The sequence below is a fragment of the Lacticaseibacillus jixiensis genome (assembly GCF_042847315.1).
Taxonomy (GTDB): Bacteria; Bacillota; Bacilli; order Lactobacillales; family Lactobacillaceae; genus Lacticaseibacillus; species Lacticaseibacillus jixiensis.
In genome coordinates this window covers 25,394-49,349 of sequence record NZ_BAAFPR010000023.1, presented here as the reverse complement: position 1 = coordinate 49,349, position 23,956 = coordinate 25,394, and the positions used below count along the sequence as shown (strand labels likewise).

General features: G+C 51.1%; 20 protein-coding genes. 7 read left to right on the top strand and 13 right to left on the bottom strand.

Annotation, left to right across the window (positions count from 1 at the left end):
* Positions 1–235: 235 nt before the first annotated feature.
* Together ACGG90_RS12200 and rlmH are read right to left on the bottom strand one after the other, a co-directional pair.
* Positions 236–676 (bottom strand): GNAT family N-acetyltransferase, encoded by a 441-nt coding sequence (locus tag ACGG90_RS12200; RefSeq protein ID WP_390409786.1) that lies wholly within the window; start codon positions 674–676, stop codon positions 236–238.
* Between the two features lie 74 nt (positions 677–750).
* Positions 751–1,230 (bottom strand): 23S rRNA (pseudouridine(1915)-N(3))-methyltransferase RlmH, encoded by a 480-nt coding sequence (rlmH, locus tag ACGG90_RS12195; protein ID WP_390409788.1) that lies wholly within the window; start codon positions 1,228–1,230, stop codon positions 751–753.
* Between the two features lie 172 nt (positions 1,231–1,402).
* Here rlmH and ACGG90_RS12190 point away from each other — a divergent pair, with 172 nt between their 5' ends.
* The gene (locus ACGG90_RS12190) at positions 1,403–2,509 is read left to right on the top strand and encodes an SLC13 family permease (RefSeq protein ID WP_390409785.1); all 1,107 of its coding nucleotides are present in this window, start codon (positions 1,403–1,405) and stop codon (positions 2,507–2,509) included.
* Positions 2,510–2,600: 91 nt separating this feature from the next.
* Here ACGG90_RS12190 and ACGG90_RS12185 read toward each other — a convergent pair whose 3' ends face one another.
* Positions 2,601–3,008 (bottom strand): YxeA family protein, encoded by a 408-nt coding sequence (locus ACGG90_RS12185; protein WP_390409783.1) that lies wholly within the window; start codon positions 3,006–3,008, stop codon positions 2,601–2,603.
* 179 nt (positions 3,009–3,187) lie between these two features.
* Here ACGG90_RS12185 and glpK point away from each other — a divergent pair, with 179 nt between their 5' ends.
* Both glpK and ACGG90_RS12175 read left to right on the top strand, forming a co-directional pair.
* The gene (gene glpK / locus ACGG90_RS12180; RefSeq protein WP_390409782.1) at positions 3,188–4,705 is read left to right on the top strand and encodes a glycerol kinase GlpK; all 1,518 of its coding nucleotides are present in this window, start codon (positions 3,188–3,190) and stop codon (positions 4,703–4,705) included.
* Between the two features lie 559 nt (positions 4,706–5,264).
* Positions 5,265–5,405: a hypothetical protein gene (locus tag ACGG90_RS12175; RefSeq protein ID WP_390409780.1), complete on the top strand. Its 141-nt coding sequence runs from the start codon at positions 5,265–5,267 to the stop codon at positions 5,403–5,405.
* A gap of 204 nt (positions 5,406–5,609) precedes the next feature.
* Here ACGG90_RS12175 and ACGG90_RS12170 read toward each other — a convergent pair whose 3' ends face one another.
* The 3 genes from ACGG90_RS12170 to ACGG90_RS12160 all read right to left on the bottom strand — a co-directional run bounded on the left by ACGG90_RS12170 (position 5,610) and on the right by ACGG90_RS12160 (position 8,298).
* Positions 5,610–7,046 carry a 6-phospho-beta-glucosidase gene (locus ACGG90_RS12170; RefSeq protein ID WP_390409779.1) on the bottom strand — a complete coding sequence of 479 codons (1,437 nt, stop codon included), beginning with the start codon at positions 7,044–7,046 and terminating at the stop codon, positions 5,610–5,612.
* 168 nt (positions 7,047–7,214) lie between these two features.
* Positions 7,215–7,544, bottom strand: coding sequence for a PTS lactose/cellobiose transporter subunit IIA (locus tag ACGG90_RS12165; RefSeq protein ID WP_390409777.1), 330 nt, complete (start codon positions 7,542–7,544; stop codon positions 7,215–7,217).
* Between the two features lie 427 nt (positions 7,545–7,971).
* The gene (locus tag ACGG90_RS12160) at positions 7,972–8,298 is read right to left on the bottom strand and encodes a PTS sugar transporter subunit IIB (RefSeq protein ID WP_390409776.1); all 327 of its coding nucleotides are present in this window, start codon (positions 8,296–8,298) and stop codon (positions 7,972–7,974) included.
* A 136-nt stretch (positions 8,299–8,434) separates the two neighbouring features.
* On the opposite strand from ACGG90_RS12160, the gene ACGG90_RS12155 reads away from it, so the two are divergent.
* From ACGG90_RS12155 to ACGG90_RS12145, 3 genes are all read left to right on the top strand, one after another.
* Positions 8,435–9,145: a GntR family transcriptional regulator gene (locus ACGG90_RS12155; protein WP_390409774.1), complete on the top strand. Its 711-nt coding sequence runs from the start codon at positions 8,435–8,437 to the stop codon at positions 9,143–9,145.
* A gap of 294 nt (positions 9,146–9,439) precedes the next feature.
* The gene (locus ACGG90_RS12150; RefSeq protein ID WP_390409772.1) at positions 9,440–10,816 is read left to right on the top strand and encodes a glycoside hydrolase family 1 protein; all 1,377 of its coding nucleotides are present in this window, start codon (positions 9,440–9,442) and stop codon (positions 10,814–10,816) included.
* A gap of 181 nt (positions 10,817–10,997) precedes the next feature.
* Entirely contained in the window at positions 10,998–11,819 is an 822-nt protein-coding gene (locus ACGG90_RS12145) for a hypothetical protein (protein WP_390409771.1), read from the top strand.
* Between the two features lie 157 nt (positions 11,820–11,976).
* Here ACGG90_RS12145 and ACGG90_RS12140 read toward each other — a convergent pair whose 3' ends face one another.
* Both ACGG90_RS12140 and ACGG90_RS12135 read right to left on the bottom strand, forming a co-directional pair.
* Complete coding sequence (locus ACGG90_RS12140) at positions 11,977–14,589, bottom strand: ABC transporter permease (protein WP_390409769.1); 2,613 nt, start codon at positions 14,587–14,589, stop codon at positions 11,977–11,979.
* 5 nt (positions 14,590–14,594) lie between these two features.
* On the bottom strand, positions 14,595–15,296 hold the full coding sequence (locus tag ACGG90_RS12135) for an ABC transporter ATP-binding protein (protein WP_390409767.1): 702 nt from the start codon (positions 15,294–15,296) through the stop codon (positions 14,595–14,597).
* A 124-nt stretch (positions 15,297–15,420) separates the two neighbouring features.
* Here ACGG90_RS12135 and ACGG90_RS12130 point away from each other — a divergent pair, with 124 nt between their 5' ends.
* The gene (locus ACGG90_RS12130; RefSeq protein WP_390409765.1) at positions 15,421–15,966 is read left to right on the top strand and encodes a TetR/AcrR family transcriptional regulator; all 546 of its coding nucleotides are present in this window, start codon (positions 15,421–15,423) and stop codon (positions 15,964–15,966) included.
* 886 nt (positions 15,967–16,852) lie between these two features.
* Here the strand turns inward: ACGG90_RS12130 and ACGG90_RS12125 are convergent.
* The 5 genes from ACGG90_RS12125 to ACGG90_RS12105 all read right to left on the bottom strand — a co-directional run bounded on the left by ACGG90_RS12125 (position 16,853) and on the right by ACGG90_RS12105 (position 23,950).
* Positions 16,853–17,053, bottom strand: coding sequence for a cold-shock protein (locus ACGG90_RS12125; protein WP_125753234.1), 201 nt, complete (start codon positions 17,051–17,053; stop codon positions 16,853–16,855).
* Between the two features lie 298 nt (positions 17,054–17,351).
* Positions 17,352–18,695, bottom strand: a complete 1,344-nt coding sequence (gdhA, locus tag ACGG90_RS12120) for an NADP-specific glutamate dehydrogenase (RefSeq protein WP_390409762.1) — start codon at positions 18,693–18,695, stop codon at positions 17,352–17,354.
* Between the two features lie 308 nt (positions 18,696–19,003).
* On the bottom strand, positions 19,004–20,491 hold the full coding sequence (locus tag ACGG90_RS12115; RefSeq protein ID WP_390409760.1) for an APC family permease: 1,488 nt from the start codon (positions 20,489–20,491) through the stop codon (positions 19,004–19,006).
* 246 nt (positions 20,492–20,737) lie between these two features.
* The gene (gene sstT, locus ACGG90_RS12110; protein ID WP_390409758.1) at positions 20,738–22,033 is read right to left on the bottom strand and encodes a serine/threonine transporter SstT; all 1,296 of its coding nucleotides are present in this window, start codon (positions 22,031–22,033) and stop codon (positions 20,738–20,740) included.
* Between the two features lie 279 nt (positions 22,034–22,312).
* On the bottom strand, positions 22,313–23,950 hold the full coding sequence (locus ACGG90_RS12105) for a peptide ABC transporter substrate-binding protein (protein WP_390409756.1): 1,638 nt from the start codon (positions 23,948–23,950) through the stop codon (positions 22,313–22,315).
* Positions 23,951–23,956: the final 6 nt, after the last annotated feature.

Sequence of the window (23,956 nt, the reverse complement as noted above, 5' to 3'; positions counted from 1 at the left end):
TGCAGCGATTTTTCCACGTTCGAAAGCAGTCAGATGGTGACCTTTGGTGTGAGACATGATATTCTGTTCTTGCATCAAGACGATACCTCTTTCATTAATTGTGTAGGAACTTTAATGATAACAGGTCGTATCGACTTGGTGTTTTTTATTTTGTCTGAGTGCTAACGATAGTGGCTAACTTGATTGTAAAACGCGGGGAAAAAATTTACTTTATTCATTGAATACAAAACAGGCTTCATTCAATATCGACAGTTGCGTGTTCAAATTCCTCATTACTTTTCCAAGTAAAATGCTTAGATAATCTAAACTGTGTTTTATCAACAGAACGTCCTAATTTCTGATAGAATCGATGTGCATCTTCCCGTTCAATCCCAGAATTTAGCCGAATGGTGTGGATCGAGCGTTTTCGTGCATCATCTTCAACTAATTGCATGAGCTCACGACCAATCCCCTGATGTTGATAGTCCGAACTCACTGCCAAGCCCATGATATTGATTGCCACTCCGACTAAAAAGATACGATAAGTCGTAATGTGAATGAAACCAACTGCGATTCCTTCGTCGACACAAACAAAGACATTGTCGCTACTGCTCGCCAGCACCTCAGCAATCAGGAGTCTCGTCTCTGGAAATTCCGGCTGGTAGGCAAGTTGCTCGCAAATAATCTGATTGAGCATATTGACATCTTCTAGTTGTGCCTGTCGATACGTTAACAATCATTCCATCATCCTTGGACTTTCAAAAAAAACCATCACTTATGATACGGGCTGCCAATATTGATCATGAACGCTCGATACACCTGCTCGATCAACACCAAGCGCATCAACTGGTGCGGCATGGTCAGCTTGCCGAAACTCAAGGTGTTGTCGGCGCGCTTCATCACTTGCGGCGATAAGCCCAAGGAGCCGCCGATCACGAAATCAATATCGGAATGACCATAAGTCGCCAAATCATCGATTTCTTTGGCGAAGGCTTCTGAAGAACGCTGCTTGCCTTCGATGGCTAACGCGATCACCCAGTCGCGGTCTTTGATCTTGCCTAAGATCCGCTCGCCTTCTGCTTCTTTGACTTGCAGCATCTCGGCTTCAGATAGTGACTCTGGGGCCTTCTCGTCTGGCACTTCCACCAGCTCGACTTTGGCGAACTTGCTCATGCGCTTCTTGTATTCTGCAATGCCGTCTTTGAAGTATTTCTCTTTCAACTTGCCCACGGCGATGATCTTGATATTCATTGACATCTTCACGCTCCATTCTCTACCAGTATAACTGATTATGCCTTGTGCTAATCCAATTGTAAAAGTGACACTATAAATGTTTACACGAGTTTTACACAAGAGATGTTGTACCGTTCGGATTTTTAGCGCAAAATGGGAGTGTTGAGTCAATTTTGGAGAGGGTTAAAACATGTCCGTAATTAAAAACATTGTCAAAGACCGCGTGTTGCAAATCACCGCAGCCTTGGCGGTGCTCAGTCTGTTCTTCGCCAGGCCGCGACTAGCCGATATCAACTTTTCCACGTTGTTTTCGATTCTCGGGATGATGACTGTCATCCAGATTTTCGAATATCTACATATCCTTGATTATTTTGCTTATCGGCTTACCAGTCGCGCCACGACGAATCGCCAGCTCACATGGTTGTTCGTGTTGTTGGCGCTCGTCGCTGGCATGTTTCTCACCAATGACGTCACAGTGTTGACCTTGGTGCCGCTGTACTTGCGGATCGCAAAGAAATTCGATCTGCCTGAGATCCTACCGGTGACGTTGATCGGCATGGCTGCCAATTTCGGCAGCGCCTTCACTCCATTCGGGAACACGCATAACATCTTCCTCATGAATCATTATGGCATCTCAGTTGGGACCTTCTTCACCTGGTCGATTCCGCTGCTGATCGCCAGCTTGATCTTGATCACCTGCTTCACCCAGTTCATCAAGCCGACCCCATTACCTAACGTTCCGGCTCAAGACATCCGCGTGCAGACGCGGCCGACGATCATCACCGTGATCGTGGCGCTGATCATCTTCGGCGGGGTCTTGGAAATGATTCCCAGCTGGGTCGGCGCCATTGCGGCGATTGCCTTGGCTTTGGCCTTTAACCGCAAAATCATGCTAGACGTCGATTATGCTGTCGTGCTGACATTCGGCGGATTCTTCGTGATTGTCAGTGTCTTGCGCCAACTGCCTTGGGTGGTGGCTTTGATCGGCGGGCTGATGGCCAGTGAGCATTCGGTGTTCTTGACCAGCATGTTCTCCAGTCAAATCATCTCCAACGTGCCTTCGACGGTGCTGATCGCCAAGTTCACCAACTTCCAAGAAGCGCTGTTCTTAGGTTCCAACATCGGCGGCTTAGGTACGGTAGTCGGCAGTATGTGCAACCTCTTGGTGTTCAAGCAATACACCGAATTTGGCAACAAAGACTCGGGCAAGTTCTTCATCGGCTTCTCTGCGTTGAATTTCTTGGGCCTGGCGATCCTTGGGGTCATGGGTTGGCTCATCCTGGATTTTGTCTTTTAACACACAAAAACCGTCTCTCGTGCGAGGCGGTTTTTGTGTGTCTTGCGTCCGGCACAAACCAATGCGCCAGCCGGTAAAATGTTTAGCGCCGTTAGTGTTGGGTACGGCTGATTTGATGTAAAGCGGCAGGCGGGACCTGCTTAGCGTTGATGTGCCGCCACTGCAGCACCGTTTGGCCTTTGGTTGACACGGCCAAGTAGCCGGTCGTTTCAAGCGGTGCGTCTGTTGCGTGCAGCACGATGGCGCGCGCGTGGCCTTGGGCATCAAAGCTTGTCACGTGATAGCTGTAATCCATGCCGCCATGATTGTTGGCGTGCCATTGCACGCTGCTGGTACGCGGTGAGACATAAACTGTGGTTTCAGCCACCAGCGGATTGACATAGTCCAGTGCCGCTGCGGCTGTCGTGGTTTGATTGCGGGTCAATAGCGGTGTGATGCACAAACCTAAGGCGATCACACAACCAGCAAGCAAACTTTTCTTCAACCAGCGTTTCATCATCTCACCCCCAACAACTATTAGGATACCAGAAGCACGAGAAAGCGCATCCGTCGTTGGTCCGAATCATCGACGCGACTTTCTAACCAGACCAGTGCTTGGCAGTTGAGCTCATCTAAGCTTCGCGCTATGATGGTTGAGTAAGCGGTGTCAGCAAGTCGCCGCCTGTGAAGGAGAGTATTATGGCAAATGAATATATCCTCGCCATCGACGAAGGCACCACCAGCACCCGCACCTTGATCATCGACCACAACGGCCGCAAAGTCGCTGATGCCCAACGCGAATTCCCGCAATATTTTCCCAAGCCCGGCTGGGTCGAACATAATGCCAACGAAATCTGGAACGCCGTGTTGTCCACAATTGCCACCAGTTTCATTGACTCAGGCGTCCAGCCTAAGCAGATTCGCGCCATTGGCATCACCAATCAGCGCGAAACCACGGTAGTGTGGGACAAGCAAACCGGCTTGCCGATTTATAACGCCATCGTCTGGCAATCGCGGCAAACCAACGCTATTGCCAACGCTTTGAAAGCCCGCGGGTACAACGATTTGATCCATGAGCACACCGGCTTATTGATCGATCCGTATTTTTCCGCAACCAAAGTGCGCTGGATCCTCGACCACGTCCCAGGCGCGCAAGCACGGGCAGAAGCCGGTGAATTATTGTTTGGTACCATCGACACTTGGCTGACTTGGAAGCTGTCTGGCGGCGCGATCCATGTCACCGACTACACCAATGCCAGTCGCACCATGATGTTCAACATTCACACGCTGGATTGGGATCAAGAGATCTTGGACTTGCTCAACATCCCCAGAGTGATGCTGCCTACAGTGCGCAGCAATTCTGAAGTCTATGGCCTCACTGCGGATTATCACTTCTATGGCTCTGGGGTGCCGATCGCCGGCATGGCAGGCGATCAACAAGCCGCCTTGTTTGGCCAGTTGGCCTTGGAACCAGGCATGGTCAAGAACACTTACGGCACTGGCGCCTTCATTGTGATGAACACCGGCGTTGAGCCGATCATGTCTGCCAATAATTTATTAACGACCATCGGCTATGGCATCGATGGTCAGGTGCATTATGCGCTGGAAGGATCCATTTTCGTGGCAGGCAGCGCGATTCAGTGGCTGCGTGATGCCATGCAATTGATCGATTCTGCACCAGCTTCTGAAGCGGCAGCACGCCGTTCAACCAGCCAAAACGAAGTATATGTCGTGCCAGCCTTCACCGGCTTAGGCGCCCCGTATTGGGACTCAGACGCACGCGGCGCGGTATTTGGCATCACCCGCGGCACCACGCGCGACGACTTCATCAAAGCAACCTTGCAAAGCCTCGCTTATCAAACCCGCGACGTTGTGGACACGATGTTTAAAGACACCGGCATCACCATCCCCGCCTTGCGCGTCGATGGCGGCGCCGCGATGAACGACTATTTGTTGCAGTTTCAAGCAGATTTGTTGAACACGCCAATCGAACGCGCCGCCAATCTTGAAACCACCGCCATGGGCGCCGCGTACCTAGCCGGCTTGGCCGTGGGCTTCTGGCAAAATACCGATGAGCTGCAAGCCATCGCCAAAATCGGCAAACGCTTCACCCCCCACATGCCTGAAGCGCAGCGGGCATCATTATACGCCGGCTGGCAATCAGCAGTGGCCGCGGCGATGATGTTTAAACCCCAGAGCGGAGCAGCCCGCTCTTAGCGGTGGATATAAGGCGGGATGACAGTTGGGCGTACTTTGCCCAATTGGCGTCACGACTTATATCACGCCGCGTTGGGCTGCGCAGCTCGACGAACCAGAGCGGAGTGGCGCGCTCTTAGCGGGTCGGGTAGCCTAGCCAGTAAAATTGGAGCGCTTTTTGCTCCGAGTTTGCTGGCGTAGCTAGCCGCACCCGCGTTGCGCCATCGTAAGCGCCTAATAATCGACCGTACTAAAGAGCCCCGCAATCTGGATTTTTGAGATTGCGGTGCTCTGCTTGTTTAGGTTAGTTTTTCAAATTTTACCGCCGGGGGGATTAAATAAGCGACTTGCTCTGTAAGGAATTGGACTTGTTCGAGCGCTTGCTTAAGCAGATCTTCGGTTGTCGTTGCCATTGGCACTGCCTCGTTATGTTTGCTGGCAGCAGCATTTCACGAATCATCCCGCTTGACCACCATTACTTCTTCTGTCTAAGTGGCAGACTGCTGCTGTCACCTGGCTAGCGTCCTACTGCCCGCCGTGTTATACTAGTCTCACTAACTTTTAGCAAGGAATGAGACAAATGCCCAAACACAACAAGAAGCGGTCGCGCAAAGAAGTGGCGCTGAAAAAAGCGCGCGACACCCGCAGTCAGCAGCAAGGTCTGCTTCGCCAGGGCCTCGCCCATGACCACCCCGGCATTAAAATTACAAGCAAGCATTAGGCCGCAATGGTTTGTCCTTTTTAATCTCAACAATCTCAGGTTTCTCTGAATTAAAAACACCTCACCATTCACTATGATGAGGTAAGGATACCGCCAATTTGAATCGAGTCATATTCGATCTGTTATTAGATGCTTATGCGCCATCCAACACCAAAAGACGCCCACATCACCTATCAAGTGACGTGAGCGTCTCTTTGTGTCATATTACAAATCTGCGCCGTTTGACGCGATCACTTGCTTATACCAGTTAAATGAATCTTTCTTCAAACGCTTGCCAGAACCGTTCCCTTTGTCGTCTTGATCCACATAGATCAAGCCGTAACGCTTCTTCATTTCACCAGTCGAAGCAGAAATGATATCAATGGCACTCCAAGGTGTATAACCCCACAGTTCGATGCCATCTTCAACCACTGCCTTTTCCATTTGTAAGACATGATCGCGCAAATAATCGATGCGATAATCGTCATGCACTTGACCATCAACGACTTCATCGTAAGCCCCGTAGCCATTTTCAACAACGAACAATGGCTTGTGCCAGCGCGCGGCCATCCAGTTCATGCCATACCGCAAACCTACGGGATCGATTTGCCAGCCCCAATCAGAGCGTGGCACATAAGGATTCTCTACGACGGAGTTGGCTTCATCATAATCCATGTCTGGGTTGTCGTCTTTATAGTCGACTGCCAGCGAATTGTAATACGAGAAGCCGACATAATCAACAGCGCCGGCTTTCAAGGCAATGCGATCGGCGTCTGTGATTTCAACATGATAACCTTTGCGTGCCCAATACTTGGCCAGCCAAGCCGGGTATTCACCGGTGGCTTGGACATCGCCGTAATAGTAGCGATAACGCATGGCGCGTTCAGCCATCATCACGTCTTTAGGCTTTGCAGACAACGGATAAATCGGCGTCATGGCGATCATCGCGCCCACTTTCAGCGTCGGATCAATAACATGCGCGATTTGCACCGCTTTGGCGCTGGCCACGAATTCGAGATGGGCCGCTTGAAACATCGCTTCTTCGGCGTTGGTCGCATCATCCAGCAACAAACCGGAGTTCTGCAACAACGGATGCGGATCGCGCCAGCTGGCTTGGTTGTTGATCTCATTGAACGTCATCCAGTATTTGACCACATCATGGTAGCGCTCGAAGCACACTTGAGCGAACTTCACGAACGCATCGACCACTTTGCGGCTGCGGAAGCCGCCGTATGCTTTCACCAAATGCAACGGGATCTCAAAGTGAGACAACGTCACGATCGGCTCGATACCATTGGCCTTGCAAGTGGCAAACAAATCATCGTAGAACTTCAGGCCGTCTTCGTTTGGCAGCGCCTCATCCCCATTGGGGAAAATGCGCGTCCAAGCGATACTGGTCCGGAAACACTTCAAGCCCATTTCGGCAAACAACTTGATGTCTTCCTTGTAGGTATGATAGAAATCAATGCCCCAATGGTTGGGATAAACTTCACCGGCTTGTGGTGCATCATCAACCAACCGCGGCACGTCTTTGGCCCCGGCGCGCATCACGTCAGCGATGGAGACGCCTTTGCCGCCGGCTTGCCACGCCCCTTCGACTTGGTGCGCCGCAACCGCGCCACCCCAAAGAAACCCATCGGGCATCTGGTAACCTTTAGTCATATTCAACTCTCCTTATCTTCCGCACTTACCGTCGTTCCCCCCGGAGCCGGCGATAATGGCAAAACGAGCCAAGACTAGGCTTGGCTCAGTTGTGTAGGCAACGACCAGAGCAAACCTCCAGCCATCTTTTATTTTAAATCATCTTTTGACAAAAGACTATACTTTTGCCTACTTTTCAGCGATCTTCTGGTACAGATCCACGATTTCACCTGCTAAGTCACGGAAGGTGATCGCAGTCATCAAGTGGTCTTGTGAATGCACCATCAACAAGGTGACTTGTGCGTGCTCGCCGTTAGCCTCTGCCGTCAGCATTTTAGTCTGGCTGTTATGGGCGTCAACTAAGAAATTGTCAGCTTCTTTAAGCTTGGCTTTGGCTTGGTCAAAGTCGCCTTTCTTGGCTGCGGCGATTGCTTCAAATGCGGAGCTTTTGGCGTTGCCGCCATTGATGATCAAGCCCATGACGGCTTGCATGTTTTCGTTGTTCTCTTCTTCTGCCATGATGGTCCCCCTAATATGGTTGGTTTGCTTCTGGACAAATATGCTGTAAATGATCGTGCAATTTGTAAATGATTGTCGGCGCCAGCGAATCCTGCTTCGCTTGCGCACCTCCACTTTCACATTCGATGTTGGAAGGACGTCCAGTCTTCTTTGTTGTCAAAGGCTTCCAGCGCGTACTTCTGATACGCGCTTCATCGAATATGAAAGTGCAGGCGCGCAATGGCGCCTAGTGGTTGGTTAAACTGTGCAGAATAACGAAATAGGTGTGACATCCTGCTGTCTACCTATTGCGTTAGCTGCTTGGGCTCATCGTCGAGCTCCGTGGCGCAACGCGGCGCGATATAAGTCGTGACGTCAATTGGGCAAAGAACGCCCAACTGCCATCCCACCTTATATCCACCGCTAAATGCGCGCCACTGCGCTCTGGTTATGCTTTAGCGCCTTCATCGATGGCGCGAAGGGCTTCTTTAAGGACTTTCTCGCCATTCATCATGCCGTAGTCTTGCATGTTGATGACTTCGACTGGGATATCGGCGGCTTTCTTCTTGAAGTTATCCAGCATGAAGCGCACCTGAGGGCCGAGCATTAAGATGTCTGGGTGCTTCTCTTCCAGCTTGTTATCGGCATCAGTGGATGCGGTTGCAAAGATGTCCGCTTCAATACCATCGGCTGCGGCAGCCTTTTGCATTTTGGACACAAGCAGGCTGGTGGACATCCCCGCTGAGCATACTAACATGATCGTCTTCTTAGCCATAATGTTTTTTCCCCTTTAGTCGAAAAAATTTGCGTCAAAAGCTTAAAGCGTTTTCAATACAATGTTATAATAATACATGGGTACAAATTAAACAAGTACTTGCAACCAAAATTTGTCACATTTGGAGGTGATCCACATGTACCACGACATCGCCGACCAGCTGATCCAATCGATCACCAATGGCCAGTTTACCAGCAAATTGCCCACCGAAGCCAAGCTCATGGCACGCTTCGGCGTCAGCCGCAACACGATCCGCCGTGCCATTGACGTTGTTTATCAACAAGGGTTATTAAGACGTGTACAAGGATCAGGATACTACATCAACCACATTCAGCTCAACTCTAAGCACGCTGTCAACCTATCAGTTGGCGCAGGTAAGCCTTTAATCAAGACTGCCCCGCGCCCGACGAGTAAGATCGTCACCTTTGATAAAGCGCTTGCCAGTACGATCCCATTGGCTCAGCAGTTCAACGTTGAAGGCGACGCCGAAGTCTATCGCGTCATCCGCTTGCGTTATATGGACAATGCAATCTATGCGTTGGAGGAATCGTATTACCTCACGAGTGTCGTACCATTTCTTTCCACTGACAGTATCAACTCGTCGATTTTCGAATTCCTTGCTGAAACCTTCAACGTCACCGTTGTCGCATCAGACGATTACATGTCCATGACCAGCCTCGCTGCCGACCAAGCAACTCTGCTCGGCCTAGCAGAAGGCGACCAGCGCTTGACTTTAGCCCAAATGAACTATACCAAAAACAACACGTTATTTAACTTTTCCAAGGCAATCTACGCCGATGAGAAAATGAGCTTCTACTTCCACTCTGCACATCTATCCAGCAATTGATGTTGCGTGGTAGAATGAATGCGGTAACAAAGCGGGCAATTTTAACCGTTGTCGAGCTGTGCAAAGCGACGCGGCGGGATATAAGTGTGCTTTGCGCCGCTTTGTTTGATCGACTCAACTCGCGACTGTGGTTTAAACATCGAACAATGTGCGCTAATTGCTCAATAACTTGATTCGAAATTTTGGAGCAACACCTTTCCGGGCCTTATTAAAGACCACACATCGTTAAGTTCGGGCTGCTCCGCTTTGTTTATTTGAACCGGGGAATTTTTTTGCGAAGGAGAATAAAAACATATGGCACAACCATTTCCAGAAGGCTTCTTGTGGGGCAACTCCACATCCAGCATGCAAACTGAAGGCGGCATTACTGAAGGCGGCAAAGGTAAATCCGTCTATGATGACCGTCCTGCCACTGAACATACCAGCGACTGGTCCGTCGCTATCGACGAGTATCACCGCTATGACGAAGATTTCGCACTGATGCAAGAAGCCGGCATGAATGCTTATCGCTTCCAGATTTCTTGGAGCCGGGTTTGCCCGACTGGCGACGGCGAATTCAATGAAGAAGGCATCGAATTCTACCGCAAGCAAATCGACGACTTGATCAAGCGCGGCATCACCCCCATGATCTGCTTGTATCACTTCGACATGCCGTTGTCTTTGGCCAAGCGCTATAACGGCTTCATGAGCCGGCACGTCGTCGATGCTTTCGTGCGCTATGGCAAGCGCATGGTCGACGAATTTGCCGCCAAAGTCCCTTATTGGATCACCTTTAATGAACAGAATCTGTATTTTGGCTCTGGCGTGTTCCACATTGCCGGCTTTGATCACGGCGAACCCACTTTGCAAGCAGCCTACACCATCAATCATCATGTGATGGTCGCCCATGCCCGCGTCGCCAATTATCTGCATGATACCAGCGATGCCAAAATCGGCGGCATGCTGGCGTATGAAGAATGCTACCCAGCCACCAGCAATCCGCGTGACGTGCAATATGCCCGCCAAATCGACGAATTCATGAACAACAACCTGTTGGATGTATTCGTCCATGGCCATTACTCAACGGAAGTGCTGACTTACGCCAAGAATCACGGCTTGGCAATCGACATCACTGAAGCTGACCAAGCGGCGTTTGACGCGTTGAAATCAGACTTCTTTGCCTTCTCCTATTACCGCAGCCACCTCATCGATTCCAGCCGCGTGCCGATCAACACCGCACCGAATCGCTACTTGGACTTCGGCATGGTTCACAACCCTTACACCCAAGCTAACGAATGGGACTGGAACGTCGATCCGTTAGGCTTCCGCGACATTCTGGACAAAGTCTATTCACGCTATCACCTCCCGCTGTTCCCCATCGAAAACGGTATTGGCATCCGCGAAGTTTCTGATGGCAAGACGCAGATTCAAGATGACTATCGCATCGATTACCACCGTCAACATATTGAAGCCATGAAGCAGGCCATTTACGAAGACGGCGTGCCGGTGATCGGCTACTTAGGCTGGGGTTTAATCGACATCCCAAGTTCCAGTGGCAACATGGACAAGCGTTATGGCATGGTTTACGTCAACCGCACCAACCACGACTTACGCGACTTGCGCCGGACCCCGAAGAAATCTTTCGGCTGGTTCAAACAAGTCATCGCCACTAACGGCGCCGATTTAAATTGATCACAAGCAATTCCCAGGCCGCTTTTGCCAGTCTGGGAATTTTTTTATAAAATTTGAACAAGTTTAGGAAAATATTCAAAAAATATAGTCACAACGATATTTATAGCAAAATTATTATGTATTTGTCACCTTGGTGTCATCTCCGCTTTGTATGCTTAAGGCAACATATGAGGAGGAGATCATGATGCGCTATCGAGCCGCATGGCTGGCCTTGCCGATCGCAGTGGCGGTGGCAGGCTTTAGCTATTATCAACAACTGCAACAAACCGACACCCAGCTGCGTCAAGCCGACGCCGCAGTCGATGCACTGTATCGCAATCGCACTCGCGCACTGCCGGCGGTGCATCTGACCGCCAGAAAGATCATCGCCGCCAAGCATCGGCTCAAAGCTTTGAACAAGGCGCCGCTGACGCCGCATCAAGCCGCCCATTTGAAAACTGCGCAAGCAGATCTTGCCTCCGCCGCCAAGATGCTTGAAGTGACCAATGCCACCCAAGCGCCAGTAACGACTGACAACACCTACAGTCAAAGTGCGCAAGCGGCATTAAGCGCATACGAAACTTTAACTGCTGACAAGCCGTTATTTACCCAAGTCTATCAACAACCTGTCACGACTTTGCACGCCAAAGCCGAAGCGGCCGACGCCGTGGATGCCCTCAAAACAGCTGACCCAGTCACCCCAGAAGCCATCGCAAACACCAAAGATGCACTAGCCAAAGTGCCTAACACAGCCGATGCCGCGTTTGAAGCGCAAGCGCAAGCCGTTGTGGCATCTGCTGCCGACAAACTGCCAGAGCAAACCTCAGCGCCTAGCACCGCGACGCATCCAGTTGAAACAACTTCAACCAGCGCGCTTCAAGCATCTACCAACACCACCTCATCAACTGCCCCAGCCCAAGCGTCAAGCAGCAGCGCCGCTTCATCAAGCGTTACCCAACCTGCCGCCGACCACTCAAGTGCCGCCAGCAGCAGTACTGCTTCTGCCAGCTCAAGTGCTGAATAAATCAAAACGTGACCAAGACATAAGTTACATAGTCGCGTTCCATCAAGCAACGCCAAGTAACGCAAACGGCTCTACTCCGCGATTCCAAAGTGCAGAATCGTGGCGTAGAGCCGCTTGCGTTATTGGCGCAACCGCTTGATGTCTCAGCCTGTTTGAATTATTCAGTGGCTTTCAAAGCCGATACCATATCAACGTGCTGCAGGCGCTTGTGGGTGACGAAGATCACGATGGCAGTAAACAATGCCATCAGCACCGCTGCTGCAATGTAGCCTGGCCAATGAATCACCAGCGGAAACATCACTTGTGCCGTGGTGGCTTGCTTGAGAATATACCAAGTCAAGGCATTGCCAACGCCGTAACCGGCCACGATTCCAACAATGGACAACACGATATTCTCACGCGACACATACATGGTCACTTCGCGATCGTAGAAGCCAAGTACTTTCACTGTGGACAACTCGCGAATACGTTCAGAAACATTGATATTAGTCAGGTTGTACATCACGACAAACGACAACAACCCAGACATCACAATGAAGATCACCACTACTGGATTCAAGGTGGCAGACATTTTGTCGATGGTGTCTTTCTGATCGGCGACATAACTGGTGCCAAGTGTTGTGCCAGACTGCAACAGCTGATGTGCCAACGTATTGCGCTGCTGGTCGGATTGCTTGTGCAAGCGCACCAACAAGGCATTGCTGGTGGCGGCTTTGCCCCAAGCGGCTTGATAAGCCGCTGGGCTCAGGTACAAATAATCGCCGATGTAGTTCTTGGTGATCGCGGCGATTTTCACCCGCACCGCAGCCTTGCCGCTCACGCGCACAGTGACACTTTGCCCGGCAGTTGCGCCTAACAAGGTGGCAGTTTTCTGGCTGATCACCGCGCCGCGCTTAGGCAAGGTCAGCTTATTGCCTTGCTTGGATTCAAGGTGCACATAATCTGCAAACTGGGCGCTTTGCGGAGTGAACACGTTCACCGAAGCGACACTTTCATCCCCATGGCGCACCGTGGCTGTAGCCGTCGCCACCACGGTGCTGCTTTGATATTGGCTGTGCTTGGCCAACACCTTGCGCATTTTGGCGACTTGATCGCCATTTTTCAGCGCAACGACGGCTTGATACTTCACGATGTCGCCATATTGCCGCTGGCCGCTGGCAATGATCGAATCGCGGATCCCAAATCCGGTTAAGATCAAGGCACAGCCGCCGGCGATACCGATGATCGACATCACCATGCGGCTTTTATAGCGGAACAAATTACGGTACGAGACTTTCTGGTTGAAATTCAACCGCCGCCACAATGGCGTGATCTTCTCCAACAAGATCCGCTTAGCTGACTTCGGGGCTTTAGGCAGCATCAGTGCCGCCGGTCCTTCTTCCAATTCGCGCCGCACCACAAACGCCGCTGCACCAACTGTCGCAATCAAGGCAAACAGCATCGCCAACCAGAAGCTGCCCCATTCAAAGCGCACCGTGGTGGTCATCGGAATCGTTTGATGATAAAGCGCCAAGATGAAGCGCGGCAAGGTCACGTTACCAAAGACACTGCCAACCACGCCGCCGACGATCGCGGCAATCACGGCATATTCCAAGTAGTTGCGGGCAATCGCCCATTTGCCATACCCCAAGGCTTTGAAGGTGCCGATTTGCCCGCGCGCTTCTTCAACCATCCGCGTGATCGTGGTGAAGGTGATCAAAGCAGCGATCAAGAAGAAGAACACCGGGAAAACGTTGGCGATTGCCGCGATCCGTTCACTTGACTCGCCAAAAGCCGAAAATCCCGGCAAATCAGAGCGGTCTTGCCAAGTATAAGTCGTCTTAGCAGCACGTTTGGCCTTGGTGCGCGCTTTGGTCAATTGCTTCTGCGCCGCAGCCAGCGCTTGTTCTTGCTTGGTCAACTCTGGCGTCGTGGTCACTGCACCGCGACTGGCCGCGGCCACTTGCGCTTTAGCGGCAGTCAGCTGCTTTTGGCCGGCATCAAGCTTGCTTTGTTGGGCATCCAGCTGCTTAGCGGCTTGTTGATAAACTTCTTTGCTGCGGGCAGCTTTGCGGGCTTTGAAGACCTGCTTCAACTCGCTAAGCTTCTGGTTGCGTGCCCGTTTATAGCTGTCAGCGTAGGTGTTGGCACCTTGCAAGTGCTTGAAGCGAATATTGAGCAATGTTGCCACTGGCAAGTCGATTTGCGCTTGCGGCACATAAGCAAAGAAGCGCACTGTCCCGTCGCCGACATTGGCCGCGCCGCGCAAGCCTTTGTCGATATATTGCGGCGAATCAACAAAGCCGACGATCGTATAAGTGTGCCGCTTGAGTTTGGCTTCTGCGTCAAAAGTAAACTTCTGACCCAGCTTGTAGCCATAGTCGTCTTTGGCCTTCTGGTCTAAAACGATTTGGTTAGCCGCATGCGGCAAGTGCCCGGAATGGACGGCCAATTGGTTGATGGTGTTGGCTTTGTCATAACCATACAACGCCACGCACTGCGCATCTTTGCCGCCGGTGACATAAGTGAATTTCACGCGTTGCGCCGAAGCGCCGGCGACTTGTTCGGCGGTGGCCACATCTTGCTTGGTAAAGCCGGTGGTACTAAGCAGCTGCACATCAGATAAGTGCAAGTCTTGCACCGTGGTGGTCATGGATTCGTTAAGCCCCGGCCCGCAAGCCTTGACCCCAACAAAAATCAAACACCCCATCAAGATGATCAAGATAATGGCGATGAAACGGCCGCGACTGGCGCGGATCTCGCGCCATAAGTTCTTCGTCATTGGTTTCATCACGCTCACCACTCGATCTTGGCAACCGGCACCGGCGCTTTGTTATCGACCACTTCACGCACCTTGGCATCATTGATGCGGATCACGCGATCAGCCATCTTAGCCAACGCCGCGTTATGGGTGATGATCAATACCGTTTTGTTGTCTTGGCGTGAGGCGTCTTGCAGCAGCTGCAAGACCTGCTTGCCAGTTTCATAATCCAGCGCGCCGGTAGGTTCATCGCACAACAAGAGCTTGGGATTCTTCGCCAAAGCCCGCGCAATGGCCACGCGCTGCTGTTCGCCGCCGGAAAGCTGTGACGGAAAGTTGTCCAAGCGTGCCCCTAAGCCAACTTTGCGCAGGGTTTCTTCGGCATCTAACGCATCTGCCACAATGGAGTTGGCCAGTTCCACATTTTCTTTGGTGGTGAGGTTTGGCACCAAGTTGTAGAACTGAAAGACGAAGCCGACTTGATCGCGGCGATATTGGGTCAATTGCTTGTCATTGAACTTGGCGATGTCCACCCCGTCGATCAGCACCTGCCCGCTAGTAGGCGTATCCATGCCGCCTAAGATGTTCAATACCGTCGACTTGCCGGCGCCACTAGGGCCTAAGATCACCGTCAGCTGCCCGGCTTCGCATTCGAAGCTCAAGTCGTGGTTGGCGTCGATTTTGGTTTCACCCATTTGATAGGTCTTGAATTCATGCTTTACTTCGATATAAGCCACGTTTTGCCCCCTATAGATTCGTTGCTAATATTATCGCGCTATGGCAAAATGACCTCAACCACAAAAAATCATCAGTCTGTCATGAATTGAACACTTATCAACAAAGTGTTGAAAGGAAGCCCTCATGGTCGGAATCAAAAATAATCGCCGCGTACAATACACCCGCGATCAGCTCAAAAGCGCTTTGATCACCTTATTGCAAAAACAGCCGCTTAGCGAACTCACCGTTACAGCAATTTGCCAAGCCGCCAACGTTAACCGCGGCACCTTCTACGCCCATTACGATAACCCAGCAGCGTTGTTTGCCGCCATCGAACAAGATCTTGCGGCACAAGTCACGCCGCTGATCGGCGCCGATGTTGATTTGCTTGATTGGCTGCCGAAAGTCTTGGCCGTGATTCAACAAGCCGACGCCGCCACAGCGATCATCTTGCACAACATCCATCAAAGCAGTGTCTTGGAGGCGATCTTGCGTCCGCTGCGCGCTCAAACCAAACGCCGCTATGCCCAGCGCTTCAACGTGACAGATCCGGCAGTATTGGATTATTACTTCGAATTTTCCTGCAGCGGCGCTATTCAAGTGATCATCCGGTGGCTAACCAACGGTGCCTGCGAGTCTCCTGCCACCATCGCCACGATCATTGCCAACGTCACCGAGTTCGGCCGCTGAAGGCTGCAGCTGTCGCTAGCGGCCGGAAATAGCGACCGGGGACAGCTGGGACTACGGCCAAATGGCGTGGCGACCGGAGTAGAGGGGTGGGCGGCGGACGATAACTTTCCAACTCCGCTGCGCTGCGCCTGTCGAGTGGATCTCGTCCACGCGCCTTCTTCTAGGCGCCTCCGCGCTTTGCGCTCCGTTGCCAAGAAGAACGACACCACTGACGCCATTTGGCCTCCGCCCCAGCTTTCCCCGGTCGCCATTTCCTCCACAATCCGCTTCAGAACTCAATCCAGGTGATCAAAGACGATTTGATCATGCGGGTGCTTGTTCATGATGGCGGTTAAGGTATCGCAGAACCAGTCTGACGTTACTTCGTAGGGTTCAACTGATCAGAATACCGTCACGCCAACGATTACGCGAATAAATAATAAACTCGATAAATTACGATGGCAACAAGAATTGGTGTCTGCATTGCGTCTCGGCTACTAGGCGCTATTTCATCTAAGGCGGGAATCACAATCCCGTTTGGCAAATCGATATCTGATCAATCCACTTGGATTCTGATTCCCACTTTGTAGGAAACGGTACCTGGCGGCCGCATTGTGCGGAGGTCAGATGGCGTCAGGGGTGTCGTTGTTCTTAGCAACGGAGCGCAACGCGCGGAGGGGCTTAGAACAAGGCGCGCGGCAGAGATCCACTTTGCATACGGAGCGCAGCGGAGATGCAAAGTTAGCTCTGCCGCCGCCCACCCCGTTCCACGCCATCTGACCGGAACACAATGTGGCCGCCAGGTACCGTTTCCGGCTTGCTAAGTACGCGCTTACTACACAGTTCTGCGCAAACAAAAACCGCCTGACAAATGTCAGACGGTTCTTTATTGTTAATAGGCTGTTAATTACAGCTTGTTAACGTTAGCAGCTTGCGGGCCACGATCGGATTGTTCGATATCGTAGGAAACTGCTTGGCCTTCGTCAAGGGACTTGTAGCCTTCGCCTTGGATGGCGGAGAAATGAACGAAAACATCTTGGCCATCTTGACCAGTGATGAAACCGTAACCCTTGTCAGCGTTGAACCATTTAACTGTGCCTTGTTGCATTAGATGAATCTCCTTTAAAATTAAAAACTGAGTGACAAACAACGGTAATCTCGAAAGGAAAATTCATTATGCATGACACAATAATTCTCGCTTCTGTTAATTACTTGAGTTCAGTATAACACATCCGGCAAGTAAAACCTAACGTTTTGCCAGAAAGAATTATTTTCTCGAGTTGATGCCATCAATAATGGATACGGTTGCAACAAAGTGTTGGATAACATGGGGTCTTCTCAGCAACAAAGCGCCGCCACCCGGCACCAGCCGGATCGCGACGCTTTGATTGGTTGTGGCGCTTGTTTTACCAGCCTTGAGCAGTCATGGCATCGGCAACTTTGGTGAAGCCGGCAATGTTGGCACCGGCCAGGTAATCACCGGCAACGCCGTATTCTTTGGCGGCGTCTACGGAATTCTGGAACAAGGTTTCCATGATGGTCTTAAGCTGGCCATCAACTGTGGCGAATGAATCTGAAGCGCGGCGGGAGTTTTGGCCCATTTCTAATGCAGAAACCGCAACGCCACCAGCATTGGCAGCCTTGGCTGGACCGTACAGAATGCCGTCAGCTTGGTATTGCGCGATCGCTTCTGGCGTAGAAGGCATGTTGGCGCCTTCGGCAATGGCGATCGCCCCATTGGCGTGCAGCTTCTTGGCTTGGTCGCCGTTGATTTCGTTTTGGGTGGCACATGGCAAGGCGACATCATATTTGATATCCGCATCCCAGACGGAACCTTCGTGATATTCGGCAGTGGCAACGCGCTTGGCGTATTCGCTGATACGGGCGCGTTCAACTTCTTTGATCTGCTTCAACGTGGCCACGTCGATGCCGTTTTCATCATAGACATAACCGCTGGAATCAGAAACCGTCAAAACCTTGGCGCCGTATTGTTCCGCCTTTTCAGTGGCGTAAATGGCCACGTTGCCGGCCCCAGAAATCACGATGCGCTTGTTTTCCAGAGATTGGCCATTTTCTTTAAGCATGGCGTTGGTGTAGTACAACAAGCCATAACCGGTGGCTTCAGTCCGGGCCAAGGAGCCGCCGTAGCTTAAGCCTTTGCCAGTCAAGATACCGCGTTCTGCACCATGCAGCCGCTTGTACATTCCATAAAGGTAACCAATTTCGCGGCCGCCAACGCCGATATCACCGGCCGGCACATCGATGTCCAAGCCGATGTGACGGTGTAATTCCAGCATGAACGACTGGCAGAAGCGCATGATTTCGTTGTCAGACTTGCCTTTAGGATCAAAGTCCGAACCGCCTTTGCCGCCGCCGATTGGCAAGCCGGTCAGCGAGTTCTTGAAGATCTGCTCAAAGCCTAAGAACTTCACGATCGATAAGTTAACCGAAGGGTGCAGCCGCAAGCCGCCTTTGTACGGGCCGATGGCAGAATTGAATTGGACGCGGAAGCCGCGGTTAACTTGCATATTGCCTTCATCATCTTGCCACGGCACCTGGAATTGAATGGCGCGGTCTGGTTCAGTGATGCGAGCCAAGACATTAGCCTTGATGTATTCAGGATGCTTCTCGAATACCGGTGTGATCGTCTTAAAGAAGTTCGAAACCGCTTCTTGGAATTCTGGTTGGTTGGGGTCGCGTTGTTGGATCTTGGCGCGAACGCTTTGAATGTAGTCGGTTGCTTGTGTCATATAATATCACCCTTCTTCATTAAGATTTAATGACAATGAATCACGCAAAATTAAGTAAAAGATACGTCGTCAGCAACTTGATCGCAGAAAAGATAGCTTCTACCAACAGGTCTTTGTTATTATATCACCTTTTAGTCATCAGACACGATGTGCACCGTGCCTAAGCAATCAATACAAATTAGCTGTCTTGCACAACAATTGCATTAAACCTGACATACCACGCCTTTTATCACGAAATTGCCATATTTCATGACACAAAAAAACGTCTGCGATGGTCGTGTGACCACTGCAGACGCTGATGTTGCGCATCAATTATCAGTTTCAATATCTTTCTTGACCACAGTCGCTGTTTTAGCGGCTGCAGTATGTTTATCCAGCACTGAATGGTGCATGCCATAAGCCAGATACACCACAATGCCGATCACAAACCAAGCACCGGAATACAGTTTGGCTTGCACATCCAAGCCTAAGAACACGATCAGCGCCCCGATGAACGCCAAAGCCGGCATCACCGGATACAACGGCATCTTAAACGCTGGGTCGGCAATATCTTGGCCTTCTCTTGGCCGCAGACGATAAATGCCCAAGCTGACAAACATGAAGGCGATCAAGGTGCCGGCAGAAATCAATTGGGACAAGAATTCAAATGGGAACAAAGCGCCGATGATCACACCGATCACCGTTAAGGTCAACAACGCGTTGTTCGGCAGCTTCTTGGCTTTGGTGAGCTTGCCGAGTTGTTTAGGCAGCATGCCATCGCGCCCGAAGCTGTACAGCAAGCGGCTGCCGGCCATCATCATCCCGATCAAAGCCGTGAACATGCCGATCACCGCCACGGATTCGATCACCGTTGCGGCCATACGGTGGCCAGATTGGCGCAAGGCCCAACCCACTGGTTCAGCGTTGCCAGCATATGCGGAGTATTTGAACATCCCCACCAACACCAACGATACCGCCATAAACAAGATCACCGCAATGATCAAGCTGCCGATGATCCCCCGCGGCATCGTTTTTTCCGGATCTTTGGCTTCTGCGGAATTCGCAGCGATCGAATCAAACCCGATATATGCCAGGAAAATGGTACTCATCCCCGCATAGATCCCGCGCCAGCCGCCAAATGGCGAACCATCAGCGTTAACATGATAAGCCGGGATAAACGGCGTGTAATTCTGCGGATGAATCGCGGTTAAACCAATTGCAATAAAGGCTAAAATCGCCAAGACCTTCAACACCACTAAGATATTCTCGACTCGCGCCGCTTCATTGACCCCGCGTGACAACAATAACGCCACCAAGATGATCACCACTGTCGCGATCAAATCGATCGCCCCGCCGTTATGGCCTAACGGATTGGCTAAGGCATTCGGCACCACAACCCCAAAGCTGGCCAGCAACCCGCGCAAGTTGGCCGATAAGCCCGACGCCACAAACGCCACAGCGATGAAATACTCAGCCAATAGCGCCCAGCCGGCGATCCAGCCAAACACTTCACCAAACACCACATTAATCCATGAATACGCCGATCCGGCAAACGGCATCGCCGCCGCCATTTCCGCGTAAGCAAAAGCCACCAAACCGGCCACGATCGCCGCGCCTAAACATGATAACGCCACAGCCGGCCCCGCATGGGTCGCTGCCACAACACCAGGCAAGGTGAAGATCGTTGTGGAAACGATGGTGCCCACGCCTAAAGCTAAGAAATCTTTGACGCGCAGGACCCGGGGTAATTGTGAATCTTTGTCTTCATAGACGCTAGGGTCTTCTTTTTGTAGCATCCGAGTAAGCAGCCGATGCATTGTTGTCCTCCTGATTTGTTGACGTGTAACGTTAAATTAGTGACTTGTAAGATTATGAGAAACGCTCTCAATATTCTTCCATTAATTGCCACTAATGTCAACCTTAATTCCCATCAGCGCCGCAATGCCGATCGCGGCTGCTGTCAACAAACGCAAACAGCTCTGCATCACGATCATTGATCGCAATGCAGAGCTGTTGAGCTGATTGACCAAGGCTGCTTTTGGCCTCAGCCTAGGAGAATTGGATTATGCTTCTTGGCCTTCGACAACTTTAGCCGGGACCCGCTTAGCTTGTTTATGGTTGGCAGCATGCACCGCTGCTTTAATATCGATCTTCTTGCCGGTTTGTTTCTGCACGTCATGCCATTCAGCTGCTGCGGCAAATAACAAATCAGATGCGGAATTGACCGCCGTTTCCACAGAATCTTGAACGACGCCAATGATGAACCCGATCCCAACGACTTGCATGGCAATATCATTGGAAATCCCGAAAATCGAAGCGGCCATTGGGATGATCAGCAAACTCCCGCCGGCGATCCCAGAAGCGCCGGTGGCAGCCAAGGCCGTCAGCACACATAAGATGATCGCCAAGAAGAAGGAAACATGAATGCCTAATGTCGAACAAGCTGCCAAGGTCATGACCGACACAGTGATCGCCGCGCCGCCTGAGTTGGCCGAACCGCCTAAGGTGATCGATACGGCATAAGATTCTTTGTTTAACCCCAAATCTTCACAAGCTTGCAAGTTGATTGGAATGTTCACCGCAGAACTGCGCGTGAAGAATGCCGGAATGCCAGATACCTTCAACGTCCAGAACGTCAGCGGATAAGGATTCTGGCCAGTCATCAAGAACACCATCAGCGGATACAAGATCAAATATACCGCCGCCATCGTGCCGACTAACAAGATCACCAGTTGGCCATACTTGGCCACGCTGGCAAAACCGGTTTCGGAAATGGACGTATAGATCAAACCGGCGATCCCAAATGGGGCAAATTCGATCACAAGTTGGGCAACTTTGATAATCGCATCAGAGATATCGGTGATCGTCGCGCGGGTCTGCTTGGAAGCCAGGCGCAACATGAACCCGATCAACAAGGCCCAAAACAAGATGGACAAGTAGTTGGCATTCACGATCGCTGCCAAGGGGTTGCCTACCGCATTGACCAGCAAGTCTTCAATGACCTTGCCTAAGCTCTTAGGCGCTGAAGCGGCAACATGCACGCTTTTGGGAAAAGCCAGCTTCAACGGGAACAGCCAAGAAGCCGCCACCGCCGCAAACGCTGAAAGCAGCGTCGCAGACAAGTATAACTTGATCACTGAGCCAAAGTGATTCTCCCCGCCTTCATGAAAGGCAGAAATCGCCGAAAGGATCAAGAAGAACACCATCACTGGTGCGATCCCTTTCAAGGCCCCAACAAACAACTGGCCTAAGATCCCAATGAATGCCGCCTTGGGAAAGATAACCGCCAACAACGCCCCGCAGACCAAACCGATAACGATCCGCAAGATCAAACTGACCGAGCGATATTTCGCAAACATAAGCAACTCCTCCTAGTAAGTACAATAGCCAACAATATCGGCTAGAATGATTTCAAGTTGATGCAAATTATCGTACACCATTCTTAAACAGTTGTCTATGGATTTTGACACATAAGATTAACTTTTTCTAAGAACAATATGAAAATGCGGCCATTTACACGGTAAACAGTCTTGTCCACACTGTTATACAAGCGGCTGTGCCAGCTGATCACATACAAAAACGGATCTGCAGCACCTGTGTACAGGTTGTGCAGATCCGTTCAAAAAACGTTGTTCGCTTTACTTCAAGCTGGCGCCAACAAAGTTGTACATATTGGCTGGGCTATAAGTCAGGCCTTTGATCGATGGGTTGACCAAATGTGCTTCGACAGTTTGATACAGCGGTACCATCCCGGCTTGTTGCGTCAACAGTTGTTGGGCTTGTTGCAAGTCGTCATAACGCTTCGTGTCGTTAGTGGCATCAGTGGTCTTCGATGCTTTGATCAAAGCATCGTACTTGCTGTTGCTCCAGAAGCCGAAGTTATACGTGTTGCCAGTGGTGTACAGATCCAAGAATGTGATCGGATCTGGGTAGTCCCCTTGCCAGCTGGATAATACCAGTTGGGTGTCACCAGACAAGGAACGCGCGATCCGCGTCTTGAATGGTACAGCAGACATGGTGACTTTCAAACCAGGCAATTTCTCCAATGCCGATTGCAGGTATTCGCCACTTTGCTTGGCTTGTTCAGTATCGTCAGTTAATAAAGTCAGATCTAAGCTGGACTTGCCGGCTTCTTTCAAGCCTTGACTCCACAGCTTCTTAGCTTGAGTCAAGTTATATGAAGACGTGTCGCCAGCGGCAGAAGCAGCCGCTTCTTTGGCGAAGTCTTTGCCAGTCGCTGGGTTCTTGCTCATGCCTTCTGGTGAAAGGTTTTGGGCAACGATAGACCCATCGCCTAAGACCTTGTCAACAAACTGCTTGCGGTCGATCGCCATGGAAATCGCTTGACGCAGCTTGGCGTTCTTGAAGGCTGGCACCTTCTTTTCGTTCATATCCAAGTAAGTCGTACGGCCTTGCTTCAAGCCAGAGTAATCCTTGTTGGTGCGGTTCTTTTGGGCAGTTGCACCGGCGAGCACGGCGTCATCAAGCTTGTGTGAGTTGTACAAGTTCAAAGCAGTCGTTGAATCCTTGACCACTTGAGTCTTGATGGTCTTGATGTGCACGTCTTTGGCGTTCCAATATTTGTTGTTCTTGACTTCAGACCAGCTGTTGTTGGTCCCGTTCCAACCCTTCAAAGTATAAGGGCCGTTGTTGACGATATATTTGGATTGGGAACCGTAATTCTTGCCATACTTGTCGACGGCAGCCTTGTTGGTCGGGAAGAAGACTGGGTTGACCATCATCGTGTTGAAATACGGAATCGCATGTTCCAAAGTTACTTGCAGCGTGTAGTCATCCACGGCTTTGATCCCAAGGTTAGCCGGCTTCTCCTTGCCTGCCATGATCTTGTCGGCGTTCTTGATGCCGGAGAACAAATAGCCATATTCAGACTTGGTCTTAGGGTCAACTGCGCGCTGCCAAGAATAAACAAAATCCTTGGCGGTCAACTTATCGCCGTTGCTCCAAGTGGACTTGCGCAGCTTATACGTGTAAGTCAACCCGTTATCAGTAGGCTTGACCACAGACGTTGCCAGTCCCGGCTTCAATTCAGAGCCAGTATAACGGTACAAACCTTCCATAGTATCCACGGCAGTTTGGCCGGAGATCACATCAACGATCCGCGCATCATCTTGCGTTTGGATGACATCTTTAACCATGCGTGACCAGGTCTTGGTTTTAGCCGGAGATTCGCTGGCCGATTTGTTGCCGCATGCTGCCAGCGTCAGCGTGGCGGCTAACAATACAGTACCGGCCGCTGCTACTTTCTTATATTCCATCTGTGG